This is a genomic window from Trinickia soli, assembly GCF_002879855.1.
Classification (GTDB): domain Bacteria; phylum Pseudomonadota; class Gammaproteobacteria; order Burkholderiales; family Burkholderiaceae; genus Trinickia; species Trinickia soli.
On the sequence record NZ_PNYB01000016.1, the window covers coordinates 119943 to 144558 of the forward strand.

19 protein-coding genes are annotated in these 24616 nt (G+C 65.4%); 16 read left to right on the forward strand and 3 right to left on the reverse strand.

Annotated features, from left to right (window positions below; genetic code table 11):
- Positions 1–202 precede the first annotated feature (202 nt).
- Complete coding sequence (locus C0Z19_RS18735) at positions 203–433, reverse strand: hypothetical protein (protein WP_102611329.1); 231 nt, start codon at positions 431–433, stop codon at positions 203–205.
- A 515-nt stretch (positions 434–948) separates the two neighbouring features.
- Between C0Z19_RS18735 and C0Z19_RS18740 the strand changes: the two genes are divergently transcribed.
- The 3 genes from C0Z19_RS18740 (at position 949) to C0Z19_RS18750 (ending at position 5873) form a co-directional block, all read left to right on the forward strand.
- Entirely contained in the window at positions 949–2676 is a 1728-nt protein-coding gene (locus C0Z19_RS18740; RefSeq protein ID WP_102611330.1) for a methanol/ethanol family PQQ-dependent dehydrogenase, read from the forward strand.
- Positions 2677–2797: 121 nt separating this feature from the next.
- A complete protein-coding gene (locus C0Z19_RS18745) occupies positions 2798–4087 on the forward strand; it encodes a c-type cytochrome (RefSeq protein WP_102611351.1) in 1290 nt (429 codons plus the stop codon).
- 259 nt (positions 4088–4346) lie between these two features.
- Entirely contained in the window at positions 4347–5873 is a 1527-nt protein-coding gene (locus C0Z19_RS18750) for an aldehyde dehydrogenase family protein (protein ID WP_102611352.1), read from the forward strand.
- A 133-nt stretch (positions 5874–6006) separates the two neighbouring features.
- Here C0Z19_RS18750 and C0Z19_RS28035 read toward each other — a convergent pair whose 3' ends face one another.
- On the reverse strand, positions 6007–6294 hold the full coding sequence (locus C0Z19_RS28035) for a hypothetical protein (RefSeq protein WP_175084038.1): 288 nt from the start codon (positions 6292–6294) through the stop codon (positions 6007–6009).
- On the opposite strand from C0Z19_RS28035, the gene wecB reads away from it, so the two are divergent.
- The 13 genes from wecB to C0Z19_RS18815 all read left to right on the forward strand — a co-directional run bounded on the left by wecB (position 6230) and on the right by C0Z19_RS18815 (position 22951).
- Entirely contained in the window at positions 6230–7423 is a 1194-nt protein-coding gene (wecB, locus tag C0Z19_RS18755) for a non-hydrolyzing UDP-N-acetylglucosamine 2-epimerase (RefSeq protein WP_102611331.1), read from the forward strand. The genes C0Z19_RS28035 and wecB overlap by 65 nt on opposite strands.
- 147 nt (positions 7424–7570) lie before the next feature.
- Complete coding sequence (locus C0Z19_RS18760) at positions 7571–9793, forward strand: cellulose biosynthesis cyclic di-GMP-binding regulatory protein BcsB (RefSeq protein WP_146012102.1); 2223 nt, start codon at positions 7571–7573, stop codon at positions 9791–9793.
- Complete coding sequence (locus C0Z19_RS18765; protein WP_102611333.1) at positions 9790–12063, forward strand: glycosyl transferase family protein; 2274 nt, start codon at positions 9790–9792, stop codon at positions 12061–12063. Before C0Z19_RS18760 ends, C0Z19_RS18765 begins: the two co-directional genes overlap by 4 nt.
- Positions 12060–14663 (forward strand): NfrA family protein, encoded by a 2604-nt coding sequence (locus C0Z19_RS18770; protein ID WP_102611334.1) that lies wholly within the window; start codon positions 12060–12062, stop codon positions 14661–14663. Before C0Z19_RS18765 ends, C0Z19_RS18770 begins: the two co-directional genes overlap by 4 nt.
- A gap of 96 nt (positions 14664–14759) precedes the next feature.
- Positions 14760–15515, forward strand: a complete 756-nt coding sequence (locus tag C0Z19_RS18775) for an alginate O-acetyltransferase AlgF (protein ID WP_158243026.1) — start codon at positions 14760–14762, stop codon at positions 15513–15515.
- Between the two features lie 88 nt (positions 15516–15603).
- A complete protein-coding gene (locus C0Z19_RS18780) occupies positions 15604–16620 on the forward strand; it encodes an alginate O-acetyltransferase AlgX-related protein (protein ID WP_158243027.1) in 1017 nt (338 codons plus the stop codon).
- On the forward strand, positions 16617–17819 hold the full coding sequence (locus tag C0Z19_RS18785) for an alginate O-acetyltransferase AlgX-related protein (protein WP_233196195.1): 1203 nt from the start codon (positions 16617–16619) through the stop codon (positions 17817–17819). Before C0Z19_RS18780 ends, C0Z19_RS18785 begins: the two co-directional genes overlap by 4 nt.
- 12 nt (positions 17820–17831) lie before the next feature.
- Positions 17832–19457 (forward strand): MBOAT family O-acyltransferase, encoded by a 1626-nt coding sequence (locus C0Z19_RS18790; protein ID WP_102611338.1) that lies wholly within the window; start codon positions 17832–17834, stop codon positions 19455–19457.
- 51 nt (positions 19458–19508) lie between these two features.
- Positions 19509–19781 carry an acyl carrier protein gene (locus C0Z19_RS18795; protein ID WP_102611339.1) on the forward strand — a complete coding sequence of 91 codons (273 nt, stop codon included), beginning with the start codon at positions 19509–19511 and terminating at the stop codon, positions 19779–19781.
- Between the two features lie 9 nt (positions 19782–19790).
- Positions 19791–21290, forward strand: a complete 1500-nt coding sequence (locus C0Z19_RS18800; RefSeq protein ID WP_102611340.1) for a D-alanine--poly(phosphoribitol) ligase — start codon at positions 19791–19793, stop codon at positions 21288–21290.
- Positions 21280–22170, forward strand: coding sequence for an alpha-amylase family protein (locus tag C0Z19_RS18805; protein ID WP_425330282.1), 891 nt, complete (start codon positions 21280–21282; stop codon positions 22168–22170). Before C0Z19_RS18800 ends, C0Z19_RS18805 begins: the two co-directional genes overlap by 11 nt.
- A 216-nt stretch (positions 22171–22386) precedes the next feature.
- Positions 22387–22641 (forward strand): type II toxin-antitoxin system RelE family toxin, encoded by a 255-nt coding sequence (locus C0Z19_RS18810; protein WP_102611341.1) that lies wholly within the window; start codon positions 22387–22389, stop codon positions 22639–22641.
- Positions 22625–22951 carry a helix-turn-helix domain-containing protein gene (locus C0Z19_RS18815; protein WP_102611342.1) on the forward strand — a complete coding sequence of 109 codons (327 nt, stop codon included), beginning with the start codon at positions 22625–22627 and terminating at the stop codon, positions 22949–22951. The genes C0Z19_RS18810 and C0Z19_RS18815 overlap by 17 nt, the downstream gene beginning before the upstream one ends.
- Positions 22952–23117: 166 nt before the next feature.
- Here C0Z19_RS18815 and C0Z19_RS18820 read toward each other — a convergent pair whose 3' ends face one another.
- Positions 23118–24359, reverse strand: coding sequence for a porin (locus C0Z19_RS18820; protein WP_102611354.1), 1242 nt, complete (start codon positions 24357–24359; stop codon positions 23118–23120).
- Positions 24360–24616: the final 257 nt, after the last annotated feature.

Consider the following 24616-nt stretch of genomic DNA (forward strand, 5'->3'; position numbering starts at 1 on the left):
GCACGTGGCCTACACTTTCGTGTCCCCGATGAGAGCAAGAACTGCGCCAGATTGTCGCACCTGCCGCGGGTTGCTTTTGGTCAAGTCAGAAAATGTCTCGTCATCTCGACGCCGACCTCATACGATGCGCCCCTTGTCATGGTGCGGGTATCGGGGGTTATCCCCATGTGCGCCCGCGCGCACGCTTGGCTTCATGGTTCGGTTATGCCGCTTGTGCCACACGCATGGTCACGCCCGCTTGCTCGGGGGGGAACACGTGCCACGCACCGTCGCCGTGCCGGAAAAACACGAGAGAAATAGCGCCTCGTGGGCCGTCGATTTCCACGCGCACGCGATGCCCGCCTTGCATCCCGGCCGAGATCCTCTCGACGCGGAGCGACATTTCGGGCGCCGGCGCGAGCCACTTGTCGACGACCATTCTCAACCGCTTCATGTTCTGCTCCTCGCGCTTTCGCTCAGTGAATGTACAGGTGGGCGATGCGGTCGTCAGGATGCGAGAAGCATGCCAACGGGTCCGGTCCGCCGTAGGCATACGCGGACGAACACGCGCAGTTTCGATAGCAGTGCGAAAGCGTGCTCGTGGCTTCGCGCTGTCGCACTCACTGTCTCGTTTCGCGACAACGCCCGGTCAGACGTGTTTCAGATTGGAGCGGAGCAGCGCCATCGCACGAGATCGACGTCGTCCGCGCGGTTTCACGCGAACGCCTGTGAAATCGGCCTCAGCGCACGGCACGCGTGCAATGGCATACCCCTTGCGTTAGCCAGGTCCGCGGCAATCTCTTCACGAATCGCACGGCGCACAGTCGCCGGATTCAGCCGCGATAAATCGACTAACCAGGCCTTGCATGAGAGCCGACCAGGTGCTTTGGAAATGGCAGCCGCGCGTGCTTTTGCACACACGCAGCCGACCCGCACAGCGAAGGACTCTGGCCGACACAGGAGACATACATGAAGAGACGTACTTTTTCGGGCTCGTGGCGTGCGGTGCTCGCCGCCGGCGCCATTGCGGCCGCAGGCCTCACGGCACAGCATTCGATGGCTGCCGAGGACTACCAGGCGGTGACGCCCGATCGCCTGGCGAATGCGCAGAGCGACCCCGGCTGGCTCACCTACTACCGAACCTACAACGGGCAATCGCATTCGCCGGCCAACCAGATCAATACCGCCAATGTCGGCAAGCTCAGCGTCGCGTGGACCTACAAGTTTCCCGCCGACTTGCAGCAAGGCTTTGAAGCGACGCCGATCGTCAACGGCCGCTACCTGTTCGTTAGTACACCTAAGGACAATGTCTATGCGTTCGACGCGCTGACCGGCAAGCCGCTCTGGAAGTTCGAGCCGAAGCTCGGGCCGGAGGCGTTCAAGAATGCGTGTTGCGACGTGGTGAACCGCGGTGTGGCGCTTTACGGCAAGAATGCCTACATCGCGATGCTGAACGGAGAGGTCGTCGCACTCGATGCGCAAACGGGCGCGGTCGCCTGGAGAAAGCGCATGTTCGATGCGGGCACGGGGTACGCGTTTTCGCTTGCGCCGCTGGCGATCGATGGGGCAATCGTCGTGGGTAACTCGGGCGGCGAATACGGCGCACGCGGTTTCATCGCCGCACTCGACCCGCAGAACGGCAACGTGCTCTGGAAGCACATGACGATCCCCGCGCAGAAGGAGAAAGGCAGCGAGACCTGGCCCGACGGCATGCAGGAACATGGCGGCGGCGCTTCATGGCTCACGGGTACCTACGATCCGGCGTCCAAGACGTTGTACTGGGGCGTGGGCAATCCCGGGCCGTGGCTCGCGGCGTTGCGCCCAGGCGATAACCTCTACAGCGATTCGTTGCTCGCGCTCGACCCGAAGACGGGCGACATCAAGTGGCATTACCAGTACACGCGTAACGACACCTGGGACTACGACGGCGTCAATACGCCGATCCTCGCGAACATCCGATACGGCGGCAAAGACTACGACGCGATCATCCATGCCGACCGCAACGGCTTTTTCCATGCGATCGATCGTGCGACAGGCAAGCTCATCTACGCGAATGCGTTCGTGAAGGCGACTTCGGTGACCGGCTACACCGCCGATGGCCAGCCGATCCAAGACAAGAGCAAGTACCCGACGGTCGGCACGACGATCGACACCTGCCCGAGCTTTCTCGGCGGTAAGAACTGGTGGTCCGTCTCTTACGATCCCGAGAAGCATCTCGCGTTCGTGCCGTCGTTGCACGCCTGCATGAGCCTGTCGGGCAAGTCGGTCAGTTACATGGAAGGCCTGCCTTATCTCGGGGAAGGATTCGAGATCAAGCCGGAGCCCGGTAGCCGCGGCTACGGCGAGCTGCAGGCGATCGACGTGAACACGGGCAAGAAGGTCTGGAGCCACTGGAGCAAGATGCCGTGGAACGGCGGCGTGGCCAGCACGGCGGGCGGCCTTGCATTCAGCGGCTCGCTCGACGGCCATCTCTATGCGTTCGATGAGGCGACGGGCAAGGTGCTTTGGACGAGCCCGCGGCTCGCGAGCGGCATCATCGCGCAGCCGTCCGTCTTCGAAGTCGACGGACAGGAATATGTCGCCGTGCTCGCCGGTTATGGCGGTGCGAACCCGATCTGGGGCGGCCCGATGGCCAAGATTTCGGAAAAGGTGCCGCGCGGCGGAACGCTCTACGTGTTCGCGCTCCATCACGGCTGATCCGCGACGCTACGGCGGCACGTCACCGCCGCCTTACCGCCGCCTCACTGCCGCCACGCGTCGTGACGCTCTCATTGACGAGACAGCCATGGCGCGGCGCGGCCCACTTCGAAAGTCGATCATGAAAACGCAATTGAATCGCCTGGGGGCGGCCGCGTCGGTCGCGGCCGTTCTCGCCTTCACCATGACGCCGCGCGCCACCGCAGCGCCGTTGCGGATCTGCACGTTCCCGGGTAGCCCCACGGCTGCGCTCGATAAAGCGGTCGCACAGGAAACCTTCAAGACGGCGGGCATCGCGGCCGCGCTGGTGCAATTTGGTGACGCCGGCGCAGACGACGACGGCGTGTCGCTGAAGGCGTTACGCACGGCGCTGGGCCGCGACTGCGATGTCATCGCAGGCTTTCCGCGCTCGCGGGCAGCCGATGCCGCGGACGCCAGGATGCTGTTCTCGCGCGGCTATCTGAGTGCAAGCTACGTGAGCGTCGCGGCTGCGTCGCAAGGGCAACCGGCCACTGCGCAGGAGGTGATCGCGGCAACCTACGGCAGCCCTTCGCAACTGATCGCGGTGCAAGAGCAACATGCGCGCTTCGTGTTGGAGACCACGCCCGAGCAGACCGTCGCGGCCGTCGCCGAGGGGCGTGCGCAGCGAGCGGTCGTCTGGTATCCGGCGGTGGTCGCTTATGAGCAGGCGCATGAAGGTCAACATTTCGATGTGCGTAAAACGCGCTCGCCCTATTCGGATTGGCACCTCGTCTTCGCATTCGGCCACCATGCCAAGCGCTTGCAGCAGCGGGTCGATGGCGCGCTCGGCGCCATGGAGGCCGACGGGCGTCTTGCCGGGTTGACGCGCGCCTGGATGCCGCCGCCGGGCTTGCAAGCGGCGCGCGCCAAGCCCACTGCGTTCGCCTATCTCGACGGTCCTACCCTCGGCCCGCGTTCCGGCGCTCTGCGTTCTGCCCGCTATCTGGCGAGCGCAACGGGCCACATCGTCAAGGTGTCGGATGCCGCAGGGGCATCTGTCGCTGCCGCGCCGTCGTTCGATCGTGCTCAGGTACAGCACGGCAAGCGTCTATATGCAAGCAACTGTGCGAAGTGCCATGGCGCCGACATGCAAGGCATTACCGCGCCGGCGCTCAGCGGTGCGGCGTTTGCGCCAGCGAGCAACGCCCATCTGACGATCGGCGGCGTCTATGCCTACATGGCCACCAACATGCCCGCTGATCGTCCCGGCAAGCTCAAAGATCAGGAGTACGCCGACATCATGGCGTTTCTCCTCAACGCAAACGGGTATGCGCCGAGCAGCAACAAAACGACGGCGGACAGCCTCAGGGCATCGACGACACCGCTCAACGCGGGGCCGCAGAGCCCGATGCACGGAAGCGGGAGCGTGGCGGCCGCGTCGGCGAAATAGATGCGTCTGACGAATGTCAAACGAATACGCGAAGCGAATGCGCGCACGAATCGCGCGACAAACGGTCGGCGATTGTCTAAAACTGAGACAGTCGTTGGCCGCATGGATCACATCTGTCTGGAAATGAAACACCGCTCGCGGCGCAGCGAAGGGCTTGCGCCGCCTGCATCGAAGCTTTCAATTGGCATGCTTGTTGCCTTGTATGGACGGCCATTTCGGCGCCGTCAATTTCACAGAACGCGATCGAAGGAGACATGCAATGGACCTGTTTGACCTGAAAAAGCTCGGTTTGGACCTCGAATTTCCCTACCGCAAGCAATACGACAACTACATCGGCGGCAAATGGGTGCCCCCGGTCAATGGCGAGTATTTCGAGAATGTGTCGCCGATCAACGGCAAGCCGTTTTGCCGCATTCCGCGTTCCAATGGCGCCGACATCGATGCCGCCATCGACGCGGCCCATGCCGCGCGGCGCAAGTGGGCCAAGAGCTCGCCCACCGAGCGTTCGAATGCTCTGCTGGCCGCAGCCGACCGGATGGAAAAGAATCTGAAGCTGCTCGCCGTGGCCGAAACGATCGACAACGGCAAGCCGCTGCGCGAGACGATGGCGGCCGACCTGCCGCTCGCCGTCGATCACTTCCGCTACTTCGCCGGCTGCATCCGCGCGCAGGAAGGCGCGATTTCGGAGATCGACGACAACACTGTGGCCTATCACTTCCATGAGCCGATGGGTGTCGTGGGCCAGATCATCCCGTGGAATTTTCCGTTGCTGATGGCGGCGTGGAAGCTCGCGCCGGCACTCGCCGCGGGTTGCTGCGTCGTCATGAAGCCCGCTGAACAAACGCCGGCATCGGTGCTCGTGTTGATGGAGTTGATCGGCGATCTGTTCCCGCCGGGCGTCGTCAATATCGTCAATGGCTTCGGCAAGGAAGCGGGCGAAGCGCTCGCGACGAGCAAGCGCATCGCAAAGATCGCATTCACGGGCTCGACGCCGGTCGGCAAGCACATCCTGCGCTCGGCCGCGGACAATCTGATTCCTTCGACGGTCGAACTCGGCGGCAAGAGCCCGAATATCTTCTTCGCCGACGTGCTCGATCAGGACGACGCGTTCCTCGATAAGGCGCTCGAGGGCCTTGCGATGTTTGCGCTCAATCAGGGCGAAGTCTGCACATGCCCGTCGCGCGTGCTGATTCAGGAATCGATCTACGACCGCTTCATCGAAAAAGCGATCGCCCGCGTCGATCGCATCAAGGCCGGCCATCCGCTCGACATGCAGACGATGATCGGCGCGCAAGCTTCGCAACAGCAGCTCGACAAGATCCTGTCGTACATCGACATTGGCCGCGGAGAAGGCGCCCAGTGCCTGACGGGCGGCGGGCGCACGGCCCCGGCGCCCGATCTCGGAGAGGGATACTACATTCAGCCGACGATGCTGCTCGGCAACAACAAGATGCGTGTCTTCCAAGAGGAGATCTTCGGTCCGGTGGCGTCGGTGATGACGTTTAAGGACGAGCAAGACGCGATCGAACTCGCCAACGACACGTACTACGGCCTCGGCGCAGGCGTGTGGACACGCAATGGCACGCGCGCCTACCGTATGGGCCGCGAAATCGAGGCGGGCCGCGTATGGACGAATTGCTATCACCTGTATCCGGCGCACGCGGCGTTTGGCGGCTACAAGCAGTCCGGCATCGGGCGCGAGACGCACAAGAAGGCGCTCGAAAACTATCAGCAGACGAAGTGCCTGCTGGTCAGCTATCAAGCCGAAGCGCTCGGATTTTTCTAAAGGCCAGGGCATCGGAGCACGGGAGGCGATGCGCGCGACAGCGCCTCCCCCTGAAGCAGCTTATCCCGGTGTAGCGATCCCGCCCCTTGCGATAGGCCGAAGATCGGCCGAAACAGATCGAAATCGCCCGTACCTATAAAGAAAATAACCGGGCGAAATCGTTTGCGCGAAATTCGCCAAGTCTTCTTAACGTTTGTTTGGCAATCGTTTTAACGATTGTTTGCAAGCCCGTTCTCAGATTTTCGGAAAATTCCCCTCCGTCACGATTGCGAATTGTGTTGGACGCATCGTCTTGCGCTTTACGGCTGAATATCGCGCGCCACATAAAGCAATAAACGGAACGGGGAATATCAACAATGGCAACAAAAATCATGTCCGTTTTCGGCACACGGCCGGAAGCGATAAAGATGGCGCCCGTCATCAAGGCACTGGAAAGAACACCCGGACTCGAATCGATCGTCTGCGTGAGCGGACAACACCGGTCGATGCTCGAGCAAGTGCTTGAACTGTTCGATATTCGCCCCCGCTACGACCTTGCATTGATGACCGCCAATCAAACGCTGAACGGTCTCGCATCGCGATTGATCTTTTCGTTCGACGACATCCTTGCTCAGGAGCGACCCGATCGCGTGCTCGTGCACGGCGACACGACGACGGCCTGCGCCGCCGCCTTGGCCGCTTTTCATCGGCGTATTCCCGTCGGTCACGTCGAAGCCGGCTTGCGCACAGGCAACCTGTCGAGCCCGTGGCCCGAGGAGATGAACCGCCGCGTCATCGATGCGATCAGCGATCTCATGTTCGCCCCGACGCAAAGCGCGAAGGCAAATCTCGTGACTGAATCGCTTGCAGGACAAATCTTCGTGACGGGCAATACCGTCATCGATGCGCTCTACATGGCGGCGGCGACCATCGAGGCCGACGCCTCGCTGCGCGCCGAACTCGATGCGAAGTTGCCCAGCCTCGCCCCCTCGTTGCCGATCGTGCTCGTGACCGGGCATCGCAGAGAGAGTTTCGGCGAGGGCTTCGCGTCCATCTGCACCGCGCTCGACACGCTGGCGCGCAGCGGCGAGGTCCAGATCGTCTATCCGATTCATCTGAATCCGAACGTACGCGGCCCCGCGCACGCGCGGATCGGCGCTACGCCGAATCTGCATTTGATCGAACCGCTCGACTATGTCGGCTTCGTGCGGCTCATGCAGCGTGCGGCCGTCGTGCTGACGGACTCGGGCGGCGTGCAAGAGGAAGCGCCCGCGCTCGGCAAGCCCGTGCTCGTCATGCGCGAGCTGACCGAGCGGCCCGAAGCGCTCGAGGCGGGCGCCGTACGGCTCGTCGGGACGCGCAGCGACACGATCGTGCAAGGCGTGCGCGCGCTGCTCGCCGAACAGGAGCGCATCGGTTTGCCGCGAGAGCCGATCAGCCCCTACGGAGACGGCAACGCGGCCGAGCGCATCGCGGCGGCCATTGCCGGGCGTCCGTTCATCGAATTCGCCAGCCGCATGCGTCCCGATGCGGCTTCGTGCGAGCCGCTGGAACACGCGATTGCGCTTTGAAGCGGTTACCGCGCCGCGGCCGGCTCCGGCTCGGCCGCGCGGCAACGCAACGACCACGCAACGACCATGCAGCGATCCGAGACGCAGACACATGAGCGGGCCGCTTCGCCGGATTTTCCCTTTTCGCGCAATCAATATAGAACGACCGTGACTTCCGACATCTCAACGCGCACCGTGCAGCGCCTTCGATCAGCAATCGTCGCTACGCCTTTGGTGCTGCTTGCGCCGTTTGCCCACGGCGCCGCCGCGGGCGACGCCGCCGGCAGCGGTATCGTGGACGCCCTTCGCCATCTCGGCGAGCATCGCGCGATCGTGCGCACCGTGGCGCTCGCCGATCTGGGCGTGCGCGAGCCGCTCGTGCTGACGGCGCCCGACTCGCGCCAGGAACTGTACGTGCCGGTTCCGGCCGGCGTGCCGATCGACGGGGCGACGCTGCAAATCGACGGCGGCTTCCAGCACGCGGACGGCGGACGCGTGACGATGCTCGTCTCCCTCGACGGCGCACCCGTGCAGGCACGCAGCTTCGGCGAGCAGCAGGGCAGCGCGCAAACGAGCATCGGCGTGGATGGGGCGCCGCGCCCAAGCGGCTTCGTGCGTGTGGGGCTGCAATGGTCGTCGGTCATCGACGAGCACCTGTGCACCGACCAAACCGCCATCGGCAATGTGCTGCGCATCGCACCCAGCTCGCGCCTGACTTATCGCTTCGACCCCGACGCGATCGGCGACGTACGCGCGGCATGGAGCGCGTTGCCGGCCGCCCCGGCCGTTGCAATTTCGGCGCAGGGTATCGGCGAAACCGCGTACGACACGGCTTGGCGCGTGCAGGCGTTGATGGAGCGGGAAGGGCGACGGCCTATCACGCGCACATGGCCTGCACTGGGCCAGACGGTCGAAGTCGATGCTGCCGAGGTGCCCGCGGCGCTGCGCGCGATACCGGCATTTGCGGCGCTCGCAGGAGGCGGCAGCATCAGCCTCGCCGATGCCGCAACGGTGGGCGCCGCGTTGGCCCTCCAGCCCCGGGGCATTGCGCCCGATGTCATCGTCGCCGACGATGCGATGCGCCGGCAAACCAATCTCGCGCTCGACGCGTTGCGTGCGCAAATCGCGGCGGTGTCGCCGAGCGGCGCGCTCGCGTTGGACGCCTGGCGCAAGCGAGCGTTCGATCCGATTACGACGCCGCTCGCCGCGGGCGAGATACGCGTTGCGCACCTGCCCGGGCAAGCGGCGATCGTCGTGGGCGACCCCGTTGCCGCGCAAGCCCTCGTACGCGACTGGCGGCCGATCGGCGTGGCCGACCGCTACGTGGTGCATCGCCTCGACAATGCACTCGCGGCCGACATTGACCGTATCGCGCTGGCGTCGCTCGGCGGCGAGCCGCGCACGCTCGACGTACTCGGCCGCGCGACCTGGGACGCCAGCTTCGACCTCGCCGCCGTCGCGGCGAGCGGCAAGTTGCCCGACGACGTCGTGCTCGATCTTGCCGCCGCGCCCACCCCGCATGGGGACAGCGATCTCGCGTCGATCTACTTCAATGGCGTATTGATCGGCTCGCGGCTTTTGCGCGAGGACGGCAAGCCCGACCGGATCATCGCGCACGTGCCGCGTTATGCGCTGGCTCCGACCAACGTCCTGCGCGTCGTGTTGCAGCGCCGTCCCGACGGCGGCTGTGAGGCGCGCTCGCCGGGCTATCCCGTCGCGATCCTGCCGACGAGCCATTTGACACTCGCGCAAGCCGGCGACGACGACGACTTCATCGGCATGCAGTCGAAGTTCGCGACGGCGTCCAATGTGCTCGTGCCCGCCGACTACCTCGACGATGCGGCCCGGTCGCTGCCTCGACTGGCGAGCCTCGCCAACGTCGCGGGACTCGCGACGTCGCGTGCGACGCTATCGATCGTCAAGCGCGGCGCGACTGCCGAGCCGAACGGGCCGTTTCTTGCCGTAGACGTTGCGCTTCAGGAGAAGGATGCCCGGGCGCAATGGTCATCCGACCGCCTGAAGCTCGTCGACGGATCAGGGCGCGTCTATGCGGACGTCTCGGGCCTGTCGAACCTCGCGGTGATCGACGTCGCGCATGCGAACGGCACCGCCGGCATGGCCTATCGCTCGCTCGGCCAGGTTGCGCCGCTGTTGCCCGCCACCCTGCGCCTCTCGCGCGGCGATGTCGCGCTCGTCGCGTCGGACGGCGTCGCGCGCCTGTTCGATTGGCGCCATCCCGGCGAAGTCGTCACCGACAGCACGCGTGCCGATGCGTTCTCGCGCCGTCTGCCGTGGCTCGTCGCCGCGGCCATCGTCGCCTTGCTGGTTGCCCTCGTCGTCATTGCCGCGATCGAACGCCGTCGCCATCTGGCCAAGGATGGAAAGCAATGAGCCTCGCCGTGCTGCAGTGGTACGGCGGCTATGCATTGAGCCGCTATTTCACGGCGCTCGAGTGGCTGGCCGCTGTCATGGCCGTCGTCATCTTCGTGTCGGGTCTCGACGATCTTTTTGTGGACCTTTGGTATTGGACACGGGAGACGTATCGGCGCTTGACCGTCAAGCGTCGCTATCGGGCGCTGACGGTGGAGCAGCTGCAAGTGCGTGAAGAGCAGCCGATCGCGATCATGGTGCCCGCCTGGCTCGAATACGACGTCATCGCCGCGATGCTGGAGGACATGGTGCGCGTGCTCGATTACCGGCGCTATATCGTGTTCGTCGGCACTTATCGAAACGACGCGCGCACGATCGCGGAGGTCGAGCGCATGCGGCGCCGTTATCGACAGTTGCGGCGCGTCGAGGTGCCGCATGACGGGCCGACCTGCAAGGCCGATTGCCTGAACTGGGTCGTGCAGGCGATCTTCAAGCACGAACAGGAAACCGGTGTCGAATTCGCCGGGGTCGTGCTGCACGATAGCGAAGACGTATTGCATCCGCTCGAACTGAAGTTCTTCAACTACCTGTTGCCGCGCAAGGACATGATTCAACTGCCCGTCGCGTCGCTCGAGCGTCATTGGTTCGAACTGGTCGCCGGCACTTATATGGACGAATTCGCCGAGTGGCACGCGAAGGATCTCGTCGTGCGGGAAAGCCTTGCGGGCGCCGTGCCGTCGGCCGGCGTCGGCACCTGCTTCTCGCGTCGCGCGCTGCTTGCGTTACGCGAGCAAACGAACAATCAGCCGTTCAACACGGAAAGCCTGACCGAAGACTACGACGTCGGCGCGCGTTTGGCGAAACTCGGCATGCAATCGATCTTCGCGCGCTTTCCGGTCACCTTCGCGGCGCGTCGCAAGACGTGGTTCGGCTTCGGCCCGGTGCGCGAGTTCACATTGACGATGCCGCTGTGCGTGCGCGAATTCTTTCCGGACACGTTGCGCACGGCGTATCGGCAGCGCGCACGCTGGACGCTCGGCATCGGCTTGCAGGGCTGGCGGCAGACGGGGTTTTCGGGTTCGCTCGCGAATCGCTATTTGCTGTTGCGCGACCGCAAGGGCACGATCACGGCGATCGTCGGCATGCTCGCCTATGTGCTGGTCGCCCAGTTTCTGCTGTTCGCTCTGGCCGATGCATGCGGCGTCGCGCCGCCGCTCGCCGCTTCCGCGCTCGCCGACGCCGGTTGGTTTCGCGCGCTCCTCTGGTTCAATGCGTTCGCGCTGATGCTGCGTGTCGTGCAGCGCATGTACTTCGTGACCCGCTTGTATGGCTGGGAGCACGGGCTGCTGTCGGCGCCTCGCATGGTCATCGCCAACTTCATCAACTTTCTGGCCGTGACGCGCGCCTGGCGTTTGTTCGTCGTGCATCTGATCACGGGGAAGCGGCTCGCGTGGGACAAGACGATGCACGATTTCCCGTCGGCGGACGGACTCGTCGATCGGCGGCAGCGGCTCGGCGAGTTGCTCATCTCGTGGCAAGCGATCGATGCGGAAAAGCTCAGCAGCGCGCTCGACGAAGCGCATGCGCGCGAAGCACCGCTGGGCCGGGTGCTGATGGCCAAAGGCTGGCTCGATGACGAGACGCTCGCCGAGGCGATTTCGTTTCAGGCCGATCTCGAACGCGGCGTGCTCGATCTGAGGGCGCTCGAACGTCATCGCGCGCAACTGCCGCTCGAAACCATCATCCGTTGCCGCGTATTGCCACAAGGCGTCGACGCAGCGGGACGCGCGATCCTGCTGACGGCAAGCCCGCTCGGCGACGCGTTGCTTGCGCAATTGGCGGAGCGGGTGAGCGGCGGCATCGAGCAACGCATCGTGCGCGAAGGCGAGATCGCCTTCGGTCTCAGGCACTTGCGCGGCGTGGCGAGCGAAGCGTCGACGCGTGCGGCAACGACGGCGAATGGTGCTGCCGATGTCGAAGCCGAAGCCGCTGCTAATGCCGATGCTGGCGGCATGGCTGCAATTCGCGCTGCCAGGGAAGCCGACCGCGCTCGCATCGACCAGGCACAAGCCGCCACGGTTCGTAATGTGCCGTTGATCGGCGATCTGCTGATCGAGCGCGGCTACGTGCGTCGCCAGGCATTCGAGGCCGCATTGAGCGGCTACCACCCCGAGCGCCACGGTCGCATCGGCGATTTCATGGTGGCCTGCGGCGTCGTGTCGCGCGAAGCGATCGAGCGCGTCATCGACGAGCAGCGCCGCTTGAGCGGTGCGCCTGGAGCAACGGCATGAGCGGCGCCTTCGATTTCTTTGTCTTTGGCCGCGTCGACAATCTCGCGGCTGCGCCGTCTCGGTCGGATGCGGCTGCACCGGATGTGGCCCACCTGTCGGCCGCGCCGCGCACTGTCGCTCGCCCGCGACTCGCAGCGAAGCTCTGCGCCGCGTCCTTCGCGCTCGCGCAGGTCGCCGCACATGCGAACGGCAGCGGCAACGCGGCCGATGCGCCCATGCTCGCCGGCGCGGCTTATCGCGTCGCGACGCAAGCCTATTCGGACTACGCACAACGGGACTACCCGCGCGCCGAAGCACTGGCACGCGAGGCGATTCGTCAGCGGCCCGATGTGCCGGACCTGCGCTTGTTGCTGGCGAACACGTTGGCGGCACAGCGCCGCTACGCGCAGGCGAGCCGCGTACTGGGCGACGCCATCGGCGTGTTCGGGCCGCGCCCCGCGTTGGTCAAACGCCGGGCGCAGATCAACACCGTGGACGCCGCGATCAAACGACTCGCACAGCGCCCGAGTGCGCCGAGTGCACCGAGCGAGGCCGGCGATGCCCTGACCGGCGAAGCGTTCGAGGCTGCGCGGCAAGCCTACCGCGCCTATGGCGAGAAGCGATACGCCGACGCGGCGCAATCGGCGCAGCGCGCAATTGCGCTGCGGCCCGACCTGCTGCGTCTGCGGCTGTTGCTGATCGATGCGGCGAGCGGGGCCGGTAACGAGTTGCTCGCATGGCAGGCCGATACGGATGCGGTGCAGCGCTTCGGCGACAGCGACGACCTTCGGCTGCGGCGCACGTTCATCGGCAACGGTCTCGGTCCGAAGGCGTCGCAGCGCGCGTTCGCTGCACGCGAGGCGGGCCGCCTGGATGACGCGATCGCCGCGGGGCGCCAAGCCGTCGCCTATGCGCCGGACAACATCGACTATCGCGTGGCGTTGTTCGACGCGTTGATCGCCGCCCGCGATTGGCCAGGACTCGAGGCCGCGGCGAGCGATGCGATCGCCTACGACGACACCGAGGTGCTGCCGTATCTGTTCCGCGCCTACGCGCGCGCGCAGCAGCATCACGCCGGTCTGGCCGATGCCGATCTGGACGCCGCGCTGCGAGGCCGGGACGTGACGCGTTCGACGCAAAACATTGCGCGGGCGATCGCGGCCGATATCTGGATGGCGCAGGGCCGCGGTCAGGTTGCGATCGATCGTCTTTCCGCCATGGCGCCGCTTGGCGACGACACCGATGCGCTTGTGGCCGATCGGCTGGGTCGTGCGCGCCGTCAACGTACCGCTGCGGCACATGGGACACCGACGTTGGCAGCGGCGCGGCCCGTTGTCGACTGCGAGAACGACCCCGATTTCGGCGCGAGTTGCGACGTATGGCCGGCCGACGCAGGCTTCGCCGCGTCGCGCGCGCTCGAACGCGCGACCGAGCAGGGCGACAAGGAAGCGGCCGTTCGCTATGCGCGCGAAGCGGTCGCGGCCGTGCCCGACAGCGCGCAGCATCGCGTGCAACTCATCGACGCGCTCGAAGACGCGGGACGCAGCCGCGAGGCGACTCATGAAGCGCGGGCGCTGATCGACGACGGCCTGCTCGACGCGCTGCCCGCGCTCGAAGCCGGCTATGTCGCGCGGCAGGCCGGCGATGACAGGCGTGCGCTCGCGTCGTTCCGAGACGCCGACGCGCAGGGCCGGTTGACCGGTTCATCGTTGGGCGACGCCGGTTACGCCGCCGCGGCGGCCAACCGCGATGCCGAATCGGCGCGCTATTTCGAGCGCGCGATCGACGCGTTGCCGCGCGAACGCCAGGGCGACTCCGCGGCGGCGCGCGCGGCCAACGGTGCAATCGACCAGGAGCGCGAGGGACTGCGCGCGGCGCATTCCGAGGCGACGCGCAAATGGGGCTTTGACGTCTCGTTGGACTACCGCGGCGCCGGTCTGCAGTCGGGCTACGCATCGACCGCGAAACCGACGACGAGCAACGGCTGGCAGACCGGCGCCGAAGTGTATTGGCGCCCGTTCGGCAGTCTCGGCGACCGCATGCTCGAACTGTATGCGCGCGGGTACGACAGCTTCGGCGTGGCGTCGGGCGGCGGCGCGAGCGGCGCAAGCGCGCTCGAGGCGGCGTTCGGCGTGCGCGGCAAACCGTTTGCCGGCCTCGACGCGATTGTGGCGTTCGAGCGCATCGTGCCGATCGGCTCGCAGGCGCAGGGCGATTGGCTGGCCCGGCTCGCCTATTCGGGTGGCGTCGGCACGGAGCGACGGGTCGATGTGCCGTCGTGGTGGACGCTGTCGATGTACACGGAAGCCGGGCACTACCTGAGCCATGCATCCAACTACGCCACGGCGCTTGTCGAAGCGGGTCGGACCTACCGGCTCGATCGTTTGAGCCCTCGCTTGACCGTGTTTCCGTACGCGGTTGTCGGCGCCGATTACGACTCCACGATCGATCACACCGTGCCGGTCGGCGCCGGCTTCGGCGTCACGACGCGCTACGGCTTTCGCGGCGGCAAGTACGACGCGCTGCGTTCGTCGGTCGAGTTGTCGATTCAGTACCGCTGGAAGCTGACCGGCGACGAACGAGCCCGCGGCGCGTTTTGCAGCGCGGTGTTTTCTTACTGAATGAAGGCGAACCGTGCGGCTTCTTCATGTTTTCGATTTCCCGCGTTCCCGCTTTCTTCATCCGGACTACGACGATTCACGATTTCGATGCCAGTAATGACGAACCGAACCCTCCGCACTGCACAGACTTCGCCCGCCCCCTCGCGCCGGGCGCTTGGGTGTGCGCTTGCTCTGGCTGCCTCGCTTGCGCTCGCACCCGTCGCCGCACAAGCGACCGCCGATGACGTCGCGAGCTTGTACGGCCCGCAGCCACCCGCTGACGCCACCTATTTGCGCGTGATCAACCTTTCGATGGGGCGCGCAAAGGTCGCGTTGCCCGGTGGCTCACGTCTGCTCGAACTCGCGCCCGGCGCTGCGACCGCACTCGACGTGGTGCGGCCCGGCACGCCGTTGCGCGTCGCAGTGGACGGAAAGATCCCCGTAGCGCCTGCCGGCGCGGCTGCCGTCGCAGGCGCCGACACGGCCGGGTCGATCGTCACCGTTGCGCTCGAGCGCAACGGCGCGAGCGGCTGGCGGGCCCGGGCCGTCACGGCGCCAGCGGTCAGTGCCGACGCGTTGCGCGCGCAGCTTCGCCTCTTCAATTTCGTCGACGGCTGCGACGCCAAGGTCACGCTCGAGCGCAGCGCGCTCACGGTCGTGTTCGACCACGTCGCGCCCGGTCACGCAGCGATGCGCTCGATCAATCCCGTTGCCGCGACGCTCGTGGCGGTTTGCGGCGATGTCGTTTCGGCGCCGTTCGCGTTACCGCGCCTTGCCGCCGGCCACAGCTACAGCCTGATTCTGTCGGGCGCCGCGACGCGCCCGATGTTGGGCGGCGCGGCCGACTCGCTCGACTGGCCCGGCACGCGCTGATCGACCGGGCTCACCGTCGGATAACCGGTGCCGCCAGAGCGCTGGAGCCGATGGTTGGCGCACGACGTTTTAACCCATGAAATTGCCGATGAGACCGACCTACTTTGCTCGTGATCCAGGCGCCGCCATTTGCGCGCGCCGCCGCCGTCTGTTGCTCGCTTTGGCCGCCGCGCCGTTTGCAGCGGGCTTGTCTTTGTCGCCCCGCACGGCGCGCGCCGCGCAGGGCGTGATCGAGGGCCGCGACCGATGGTTGTTCCCCGCGTGGGAGAGCTATCAAACCGACGACACGTCCGCGTGCCTCGCCATCGTCGATTTGATCGGCAGGGTCGTCGGCGCGATGAACGCGCACGGCGTACGCTGCACGATCGTCGTTGCGCCGCTGAAGGCGCGCGCGGCGGCGGACAAGTTGCCCGAGGGCGCGTCGCTCGCACCGGCCGTCGCGCAGCGTTACACGGCGATCCTCGCGCGGGCGAAGCAAGCGGGGCTCGATTTCGTCGATGCGGTCGCGGCGCTGGCAAACGTCGACACGCGCGCGGACAGCACGTACATCCGTGCCGACTACCACTGGTCGGCACATACGGCCGAGGCCGTTGCCGATGCGACGGCCCGGCGCTTGACCGATGCCGGTGCATTGCGGGGCGAACAAGCCGACCCTCCCGCGCTCGGCGAGTGGACCGAGGAGATGGACTACGGCGATCTGGCGGCGCTGCTGCCACCCGATCGCAAACGCGCGATCGGCAAGGACCGCTTCATCGTCCGCGAAGAGGCCGATGGCGGCGGCTTGCTGCCTGACGCGACGCCCGTCGTGCAGGTCGTCGGCAACAGCATGGTGCAGCCCTACCTCGGCTTTCCGCAGCGGTTGTCGCATACGCTCGCGCGTCCTGTCGGATTGACGTGGAAGTTCGGCGATACGGGGCCGTGGAAGACGCTGCTCGACTACCTCGAGTCGCCCGCGTTCGTTCAGCAAAAGCCGCAGGCGGTCGTTTGGCAATTCAACGAAGGGCAGATGGCCTATGGTCCCGGCGCATCGGGGCAATGGGATGCGTCGTCGATCATGGCCGAAGCCGCATGGCTCGACCGCGTGGAAAAGGCGCTCGCGCGATGAGCGAGACCGTCGTCGACCGCCCGGGCCGGGTCGCAGAAACCGCGCCGCTTGCGGAGCAATCGGCAGAACGGGCGCATCGTCCGATGGCAGCGTGTCTGCTGGCACTGTTGGCCGGCGCGCTGGTGCTCGGCATCGTTTCGCTCGTCACGCACATCGGCGCCGACGCAACGTCGACCTTGGCCGATGGCCGCGTGTGGCGCAGCGGCGAGGCGATGCACCGCATCGACCGCGCGATCGATGTCCCTTACGCCGCGCAACTGCGTCGCGCGGGCGCGGCTTTGCGCTACGAACTGCTCGGCGATCTCGGGCCGCAAGTGCGTGAGGGTTGCCCCGGTTGGCTGTTCTACGCCGACGGCCTGCGGCCTGCGCCCTCGGCCGATGCTGCCGCGCCTGCCTCCGTCGCGCTGACTGCCCATGTCGCCACGCTGCACAAGTATGCCGATGCATTGCGCCGCGATGGCAAAACGCTGGTCGTCGTGACGGTGCCGGACAAAGCGCGCGTCGAGACGAAAGCGCTGTGCGGATTGCGGCAAGACGAGCGGATGACCGCCCGCTGGGATGCATGGCGGCAGGCGCTCGCGCAAGCGGGCGTCGATCGGGTCGACTTGCTCGCGCCTTTGACCGCAGCGCATCCGGCCTTTTATCGCACCGACGTGCATTGGAACGCGCGTGGTGCGCAGGCGGCGGCCGATGCGGTGGCGGCTGTCGTGCAGCCGAGGTTCGGCGCGCGCGGCGATCTGCGCTACACCGCCGAGCATGAGTCGGGCGTGCATGCGCGCGTAGGCGATCTGCTTCGGCTGGCGGGCCTGGCCGAAGTAGGCGACGGCTGGCGGCCCGCTCCCGACATCGAGATGCCCGAAACGATTCGCCCCGAACCATCGGGCGGCTTGCTCGATGACACGCCGCCCGCGCAGATCCTGCTGGCCGGCAGTTCGTTCTCGCGCCGCAGCGGCTTCGCCGATCGGCTTGGCCGGGCGTTGGGCCGCGAAGTCTGGAATGTCAGCGTCGACGACGGGCAGTTCGACCGCGCGCTCGCAGCGATCTGGGCCAAGCGCGCCGCGTGGCCACCGGGCGTGCGCGTCGTGATCTGGGAGATGTCGGAAGACGCGTTGTCGTCACCGGCAGCGATCGCGCCTGCAACGACCACCGGGATCGCCGGGACGGCGGCGCTCGGGCCGACGTCGAACCACGGACCTTGAGGGAATGCGTCGATGCTGTTCAATTCGTTTGTTTTCGTGACGCTGTTTTTGCCGATCGCGCTGGTTGCCTACTACGCGGCCGGCGCGTGTTCGCCACGCCTCGCCGCGCTTTGGTTGTGCACGGCTTCGCTGGTGTTCTACGGCGCCTGGGCACCCGCGTTCGTCGGGCTGCTCGTTGCATCGATCGCGTTCAACTACGCCATGAGTCGCGCGATCCTCGCGGCCGCGCCGGGTTCGCGCAGCGGGCGCTTATGGCTTGCAGCGGCGATCTGCGTCGACCTTGGCGTGCTCGTGCGCTACAAGTATCTGGCGGCCATGGCCGGCGCACTCGTGCAAGGGTGGGGGCTCGCGCCGCAGGGTTGGCTCGGGCACGCTTCGGTCGGCGTCATCCTGCCGCTCGGCGTGTCGTTTTTCACTTTCACGCAGATCGGCTATCTACTCGATTGCCGGGCCCGTATCGTGAAGCGCCCCGACGCGCTCGGCTTCGTGCAATTCGTCACGTTCTTTCCGCATCTCATTGCAGGGCCGATCCTGCACCACAAGGAGATGATGTCGCAGTTCGCGCGGCCCGAGACCTACCGGTTGCGCGCGCAAAACATCTCGATCGGTGCGAGCGTATTCGCGATGGGTCTCGCGAAGAAGCTGCTCCTGGCCGACCCGATCGCGCCCTATGCCGATGCCGGGTTTGCCGCGCCGGCCGCGCTTGACGGCTGGGCGGCGTGGGGCACGGCGCTCGCCTATGCGCTGCAGCTCTACTTCGACTTCTCCGGCTACTCCGACATGGCCGTGGGCCTCGCGAAAATGTTCGGCGTGCGTTTTCCGCTCAATTTCAATTCGCCGTTCAAGGCCGCGAGCATCATCGACTTTTGGCAGCGTTGGCATATGACGCTCACGCGCTATTTGAGCGCCTACCTGTATTACCCGCTCTCGATGCGAATCAGCCGTCGCCGCGCGCGGCGTGGTCTGCCGATCGGCCGCGCGGCGCAGCGCTCGCCGACGGGGTTCGTCGCCACGGTGGCCGTGCCGACGTTCTACACGATGGGGCTGGCGGGCATCTGGCATGGGGCGGGCCTGCAATATCTCGTCTATGGCCTGCTGCACGCGGGTTATCTGACGGTCAATCATGGGTGGCGCGCGTGGCGCAGTAGCCGCATCGAACATGCGAAGACCGGCTCGAACGAGGCGCCGCCCGCGCCCGCCTGGCTGCGCGTGCGACATGTCGCAAGCGTGCTGGTCACGTTCGTCGCTGCGCTCGTTGCGTTCGTTTTTTTCCGCGCGCATGGCATCGACGATGCGATGGCGATGCTCGAAGGGATGGTCGGCCGCCGGGGTTTCGCGCCCAACGCGTGGCCGCCGCTCGATGCGGGCATCGATCGATTGGCTTGGCTGCGGCTTGCATTGGGACGAGCCGCACCCGCACCGCAATTGGCAGCGCTGCTCGCGCTCGCCTGGTTCGCGCCGAATTCACATGAGTGGATGGGCCGGTTCTCGCCGGCGCTCGAACGCGCGTCGGAGGCCGTGCCGATGCGCTGGCGCTGGTCGCCGTCGTGGCGTTGGACGACCGTGGTGGTGCTGATGCTGCTGCTATGCGCCGCGCAATTGCATGGCGAAGCGCGGTTCCTCTATTTCCAGTTTTGAGCGCTGTTTCCGATCGCTCATTTTGATTGTTCTTGTTTCGAGGGAAATTCGATGACGTCAACTCAAACCGGACTGCTCGAAAGCGTCCAGGCGCTCGTGGAATCGGTCGTCATGCGGCGCGTGGATGCCGATTTGCCGCTGATCGAGTCGGGCCTCGTCGATTCGGTGCTCGCGGTCGAGATCGTGCTGCAGGTCGAAACGTCATATGCCGTGCAACTGCCGCCGACCGAGATCGCCGAACACCTGGCCAGCGTCGCGGCGCTCGCGGCGTTCGTTGCGGAGCACAGTTCGAACGGCGGTTCCGACCGCGGTTCCCAGCGATAGGCGGCGGCCATGCGTTTCGATCTGGCCGAAAGCCGTTTTGTCGATCGTGACCATCGTCCCGATGCGCCCGCTGTCATTGGGGCGGACCGCACGCTCAGTTGGCTGGAACTCGAAGCCGCCGCGTTCGCATGGTGCGGCGCCGCCGTGGCGCAAGGCATCGGGCGCGACACGCCGGTGATCGTGCGCGGACACAAGGAGGCCGATTTCTTCGTCGCAATGACGGGCGCACTGCTGCTCGGCGCGCCGTTTGTGCCGGTCGATACCGTGTACCCCGACGAGCGTATGCGGCGGATTGCGCGCGCGCTGAACGCAGCGGTGTATTTCGATGCGCGTCGTGCGGGCTTCGAGCGATTCGAGTGGGCCGAGGATTTTGCGCAAGCGTCTTCGCCTCGGCAAACCCTTCGAGAAAAGGGCCTCGCTTACGTGCTGTTCACCTCGGGAACGACGGGCGAGCCCAAGGGGGTGCAGATCGGGCGCGAGAGCGTGCAGTCGTTGGCGCACTGGATGGCGGCCGACTTCGCGCTTGGTGCGGCGCCGGTCTTCCTCAATCAGGCGCCGTTCAGCTTCGACCTGTCGATGTATGAAGTATTCGGCACGTTGGCGTTGGGCGGCACGATCGTGATGATGTCGCGCGCGGCCTGTCTGCCGGGGCCGACGTTCATCGAAGCGCTTGCGCGCGCCCGGGTGAGCGCGTGGGTGTCGACGCCGTCGTTCGCGCAGCAGCAGTTGCTCGAGCCGCGCTTCGCACAGCACTCGCTTGCGTCGCTGAACACGTTTTTGTTTTGCGGCGAGATGCTTCCCGTTTCGCTCGCGCGGCGCTTGCGCGAGCGCTTCCCCGATGCGCGCATCATCAACACGTACGGACCGACCGAAGCGACAGTGGCCGCGAGCTGGATCGTCGTCGACGATGCCGTGCTGGCGGCGTACCCCGAGCGCTTGCCGATCGGCTTTGCGAGGCGTGACGGCGAGGTATTCGTCGAGGGCGGCGAGCTTTGCATCGCGGGGCCGTACGTGATGCGGGGCTATCTGAACCGCGCCGATCTGAATGCGACGCGCATGTTCTCGCGCGACGGACAGCGGGCGTTTCGCACGGGCGATCTGGGTAGCATCGACGCCGATGGCTTGCTGTTTTGCCATGGCCGCATCGACGATCAGGTCAAGCTGAACGGCTATCGGATCGAGCTTGCGGAAATCGATGCGGCGCTCGCGGCGATGCCGGGGGGCGTCCATGCGGCGGCCGTGCCGTTGCGGCGCGCGGACGGCTCGGTAGCGCGCATCGTTGCGTTCGTCGAAACGGGCGCGAACGACGAAAAAGGCGCGCAGCTCTCGCTGCCGGACGACTGGCGTGTGCGGCTTGGCGAGCGTCTGCCGCCGTACATGATTCCTTCCGAATTGATTCCGTGCCGGATGTTGCCACTGACCGTCAACGCAAAAATTGATCGCGCACGCTTGGCCGATGACTACCGCAACGCGCTGATGGACACCTTGACGCGTAGCCATGGGCGATAAGCCGGGGGACGGTATGCGCGCATGGGCTTGGCGTGGATGGGTGTCGATCGTGGCCTGCATGTTGTTCGCGACCGCGGGCGGGTGCGCCGGTGCGTCATCCCGTTCTATGGAGCGGCCCGACTACGCACAAGGCGTCGTGTGGCAGCCCGACGACACGCATGCGAATCCCCACGGAGATTGGGATGCGCTCGGCGTGCGGGATCTGCTCGTTCAATGGACGGCGGTGGACGACGAGGCGCTGATGCCCGCCGCGGGATTGCGTACTGCCTCGCGACTGCCCGACTGGAAGCGCATCGGCCGCGAGCCGTGGGCGCGCGAAGTGATCGTCGGCTTGGCGGGGCGCTTTGACGAATCGCAGGCGCGTGCCGGTGCTTCGCGGCTGGCGGCACAGTCGTTGGCGCTTGCTTCGGCGCGTTGGCCCGTGCATGTCGCCGGTTGGTATTTTCCGGTCGAAGTCGATCCGACGTGGAAGCATGCGGCAACGCTTGCGCCGTTGCTCGAGCGGTTGCCGAAGCCGCTGTGGATCAGCGTCTACGACAACTCGAACATCGGCGGCGCTGCGTTGGCGGCGTGGCTCGACACATGGTTGCCGCGCGACGTCGGCGTGTTCTTTCAAGACGGCTGCGGCGACTACGTGCGCGACCCTGCCGTGGCGCGCGGCTACGCCGACGCGCTTGCCGCCCGTTTGGGCGCGGCGCGCGTGCGGATCATCGCCGAGGCATTTCGCGCAATGCCGGGGGGCGGTTTTCGTGCGGCGAACGCGGGCGAGTTGAAGCCGCAACTCGAGGCTTATCGCGGGTATCGCGTCTACTTGTTCGATGGTCCGCATTACGTCTCGCCGGCGCTGGTGCGCGAGGTGGTGAAGGGGGCGGGCGGGTAGGCACGGCAATCGGCAGGCGCGATTGAGCAACGCTCTGACGGGTGTATTCGACTGAAATATCGGGTCGAGGTCGATCGGGAGAAATGCGATAGCTACTATCGGCGCCGGCACGTCGACGTCACCGTTTTGCCCGCCAAGACAGTCGCGCGAGGGTCCGAACGGCGCGCCGGTCACAATAAGATTGGTTGTGAAAAACTTCTAACTGACTTATGATTAATGAATTCGATCGAATGGACTCCAAAGGCTGCCAAGCAGCTTCGCAAGCTGGACCGTAGGCATCAGATCGAGGTTCGCGATAGCGTTGGTGGCTTGGTTGCAATGCCTAACTGCAAGAACGTCAGGATGCTGATAAATCACAAGTACGGCTACCGGTTGCGGGTTGGTGACTACCGAGTGCTGTTCAACTGGGATGGCGCGATCAAGGTGATCGAAATCGAGGAAGTGAGAAAGCGCGATGAACGCACGTACTAGCCCCCAGATCATCACCGGCCCTGACGGCGCGCCGGCTTTTGTCGTGATTCCCTATGCGGAATACATGGCTAATCGTCGCGACGACCGAGGGTCGATTCCGCACGAGGTCGTCAGTCGCACGGTTGATGGCGCAACGCCACTTCGGGCTTGGAGGGAATACCTCGGCTTGACGCAGTCGCAGGTGGCTGAAAGGCTCGGTATTAGCCAGTCGGCCTATGCGCAACAAGAAAAGAGCCATCGCCTTCGGAAGTCGTCACGAGAGAAGATCGCGTCGGCGCTCGGTATCGGCAGCGACCAGCTCGATTTTTGACAAGCCGTCCGAAACAGACAAACCGCCGATCGAAGTCATTGCGACCGTGGCGGGGCGACCAAAAATCGGTTGTCACCCATGCAAAAGCGGCATTCGGCAGGATTTCCCGCCGACCGCCGCTTTTCACTGCAAGCCCTCTTACTCAGATATTCACACCCTCAACGCATCAGAACCGATGCACGATGCCCGCGCCCGCGGCGAACAGATTGCGCGAGGCCGAAGGCGTACCGTTGAAGCCGTCGCCGACCGTGGCCGTCGCGTTGATGACAGCGCCGCTCGCATTGAGCGTCTGGCCATTCGCACGCGTGAACGCTTCAAGCACATAGAACGCCGTGCGCTTGGACAGCGAGTAGTACTGCGAGAACACGATCTGCTGATATTGCGCACCGTCGGTCACGCCGTTCGCCTTCGCGGCCTTCGTGTAGCTGTAACCGCCGGCCAGATCGAGCGCAGGCGTCGCCTTCCAATGCAGCACGGCGCCGTACGTATTGAACACGGCCTCGCTCGCGAATTTCGAATTCACGCCCGGGACGTATTGCACGTTCGAATACGACACCGAAATATCGAACGACGGCGTGAACTGCCAGCCGCCTGTCACGGCGATCCGTTGTTGTGCCTGCGCGAGCTGGTAACCGTTGTTCAGCGCCGACACGGCCGGCTGGCCGCCCGCGTTGCTGACGGTGGAGAACGAACCCCAGGCGCCGCCGCCCTCGGCCGAGTTGTTCACGCGCTGAATGCCCGCGGCGATGCCGAGCGGACCGTTCTTGTATTGAGCCGCAGCGCTCCAGGTGGAGCCCGCGTTGAAGCTGCCCGGCTCGCCGCCGATCGAATACGAGCCGCCGAGCGTCAGGCCGCCGATGGTCGGCGACATATAGACGAACGAGTTGTTCGCGCGATAGTTCGTGTCCAGCGAATCGATATCGCCCGGATGCGCGCCGAATGCGCCCGTCAACCACGTCGTCGGGCTCCAGGGCGACAGCAACGTGTAGTAGGCCGTGTACTGACGGCCCGCGGTGAACGTGCCCAACCGCGCATCGGTCAGGCCGACGAAGGCCTGCCGATTGAACGCCAGCCCCGAGACGGCCATTGCGCCGGTTGCGCTATTGAAACCTTCTTCGAGCGTGAAGATGGCCTTCGTGCCGCCGCCGAGGTCTTCGCTGCCCTTCATGCCGAAACGGCTGCCCGACCAGATGCCGTTGATCATTTTCGTCGAAGCGTGGCCGCCCGACGTCGCGCCGAGCGCAGGCGCCTGATTGTTCTGATAGCCGATGCCCGTATCGACAATCCCATACAGCGTGACACTGCTTTGCGCCTGCGCGGCGCCCGCTGCCAAACCGGCAGCCAGAGCGACCGCCGACAATTTCAATACGCGCTTATTCAATTGAGTCTCCGTGGTTGAGGTCTGCATCTGCATCTGCGTCTCGATGCGTCGGCCGGCAGCCGCCCGCTCAGAATTTCTGTCGCCGCCGTTGCTCGGAGAGTTATCTCATACGTCATCGTACAACTAGCGGTGAAGCGCATTTTCGCTAACTGTAGAGCCTTATTTTTAGTAGGGAAAATCCCAGGAAGACGGGCGATTGCGGGTCGTGTACTAGTTGTACGATGACTTAGTTGGCGAGTGACAGGTAGCCTCGCGGCCCCGTTGTGTGCGGCCGTCATCCGGTG

Coding starts and splice junctions, on each gene's coding strand:
- C0Z19_RS18805 (WP_425330282.1), top strand. CDS start 21,280: ATGGGCGATAAGCCGGGGGACGGTATGCGCGCATGGGCTTGGCGTGGA.
- C0Z19_RS18780 (WP_158243027.1), top strand. CDS start 15,604: ATGAGACCGACCTACTTTGCTCGTGATCCAGGCGCCGCCATTTGCGCG.
- C0Z19_RS18750 (WP_102611352.1), top strand. CDS start 4,347: ATGGACCTGTTTGACCTGAAAAAGCTCGGTTTGGACCTCGAATTTCCC.
- C0Z19_RS18815 (WP_102611342.1), top strand. CDS start 22,625: ATGAACGCACGTACTAGCCCCCAGATCATCACCGGCCCTGACGGCGCG.
- C0Z19_RS28035 (WP_175084038.1), bottom strand. CDS start 6,294: ATGACGGGCGCCATCTTTATCGCTTCCGGCCGTGTGCCGAAAACGGAC.
- C0Z19_RS18765 (WP_102611333.1), top strand. CDS start 9,790: ATGAGCCTCGCCGTGCTGCAGTGGTACGGCGGCTATGCATTGAGCCGC.
- C0Z19_RS18775 (WP_158243026.1), top strand. CDS start 14,760: ATGACGAACCGAACCCTCCGCACTGCACAGACTTCGCCCGCCCCCTCG.
- C0Z19_RS18810 (WP_102611341.1), top strand. CDS start 22,387: ATGAATTCGATCGAATGGACTCCAAAGGCTGCCAAGCAGCTTCGCAAG.
- C0Z19_RS18790 (WP_102611338.1), top strand. CDS start 17,832: ATGCTGTTCAATTCGTTTGTTTTCGTGACGCTGTTTTTGCCGATCGCG.
- C0Z19_RS18785 (WP_233196195.1), top strand. CDS start 16,617: ATGAGCGAGACCGTCGTCGACCGCCCGGGCCGGGTCGCAGAAACCGCG.
- C0Z19_RS18745 (WP_102611351.1), top strand. CDS start 2,798: ATGAAAACGCAATTGAATCGCCTGGGGGCGGCCGCGTCGGTCGCGGCC.
- C0Z19_RS18795 (WP_102611339.1), top strand. CDS start 19,509: ATGACGTCAACTCAAACCGGACTGCTCGAAAGCGTCCAGGCGCTCGTG.
- C0Z19_RS18800 (WP_102611340.1), top strand. CDS start 19,791: ATGCGTTTCGATCTGGCCGAAAGCCGTTTTGTCGATCGTGACCATCGT.
- C0Z19_RS18740 (WP_102611330.1), top strand. CDS start 949: ATGAAGAGACGTACTTTTTCGGGCTCGTGGCGTGCGGTGCTCGCCGCC.
- wecB (WP_102611331.1), top strand. CDS start 6,230: ATGGCAACAAAAATCATGTCCGTTTTCGGCACACGGCCGGAAGCGATA.
- C0Z19_RS18820 (WP_102611354.1), bottom strand. CDS start 24,359: ATGCAGACCTCAACCACGGAGACTCAATTGAATAAGCGCGTATTGAAA.
- C0Z19_RS18770 (WP_102611334.1), top strand. CDS start 12,060: ATGAGCGGCGCCTTCGATTTCTTTGTCTTTGGCCGCGTCGACAATCTC.
- C0Z19_RS18735 (WP_102611329.1), bottom strand. CDS start 433: ATGAAGCGGTTGAGAATGGTCGTCGACAAGTGGCTCGCGCCGGCGCCC.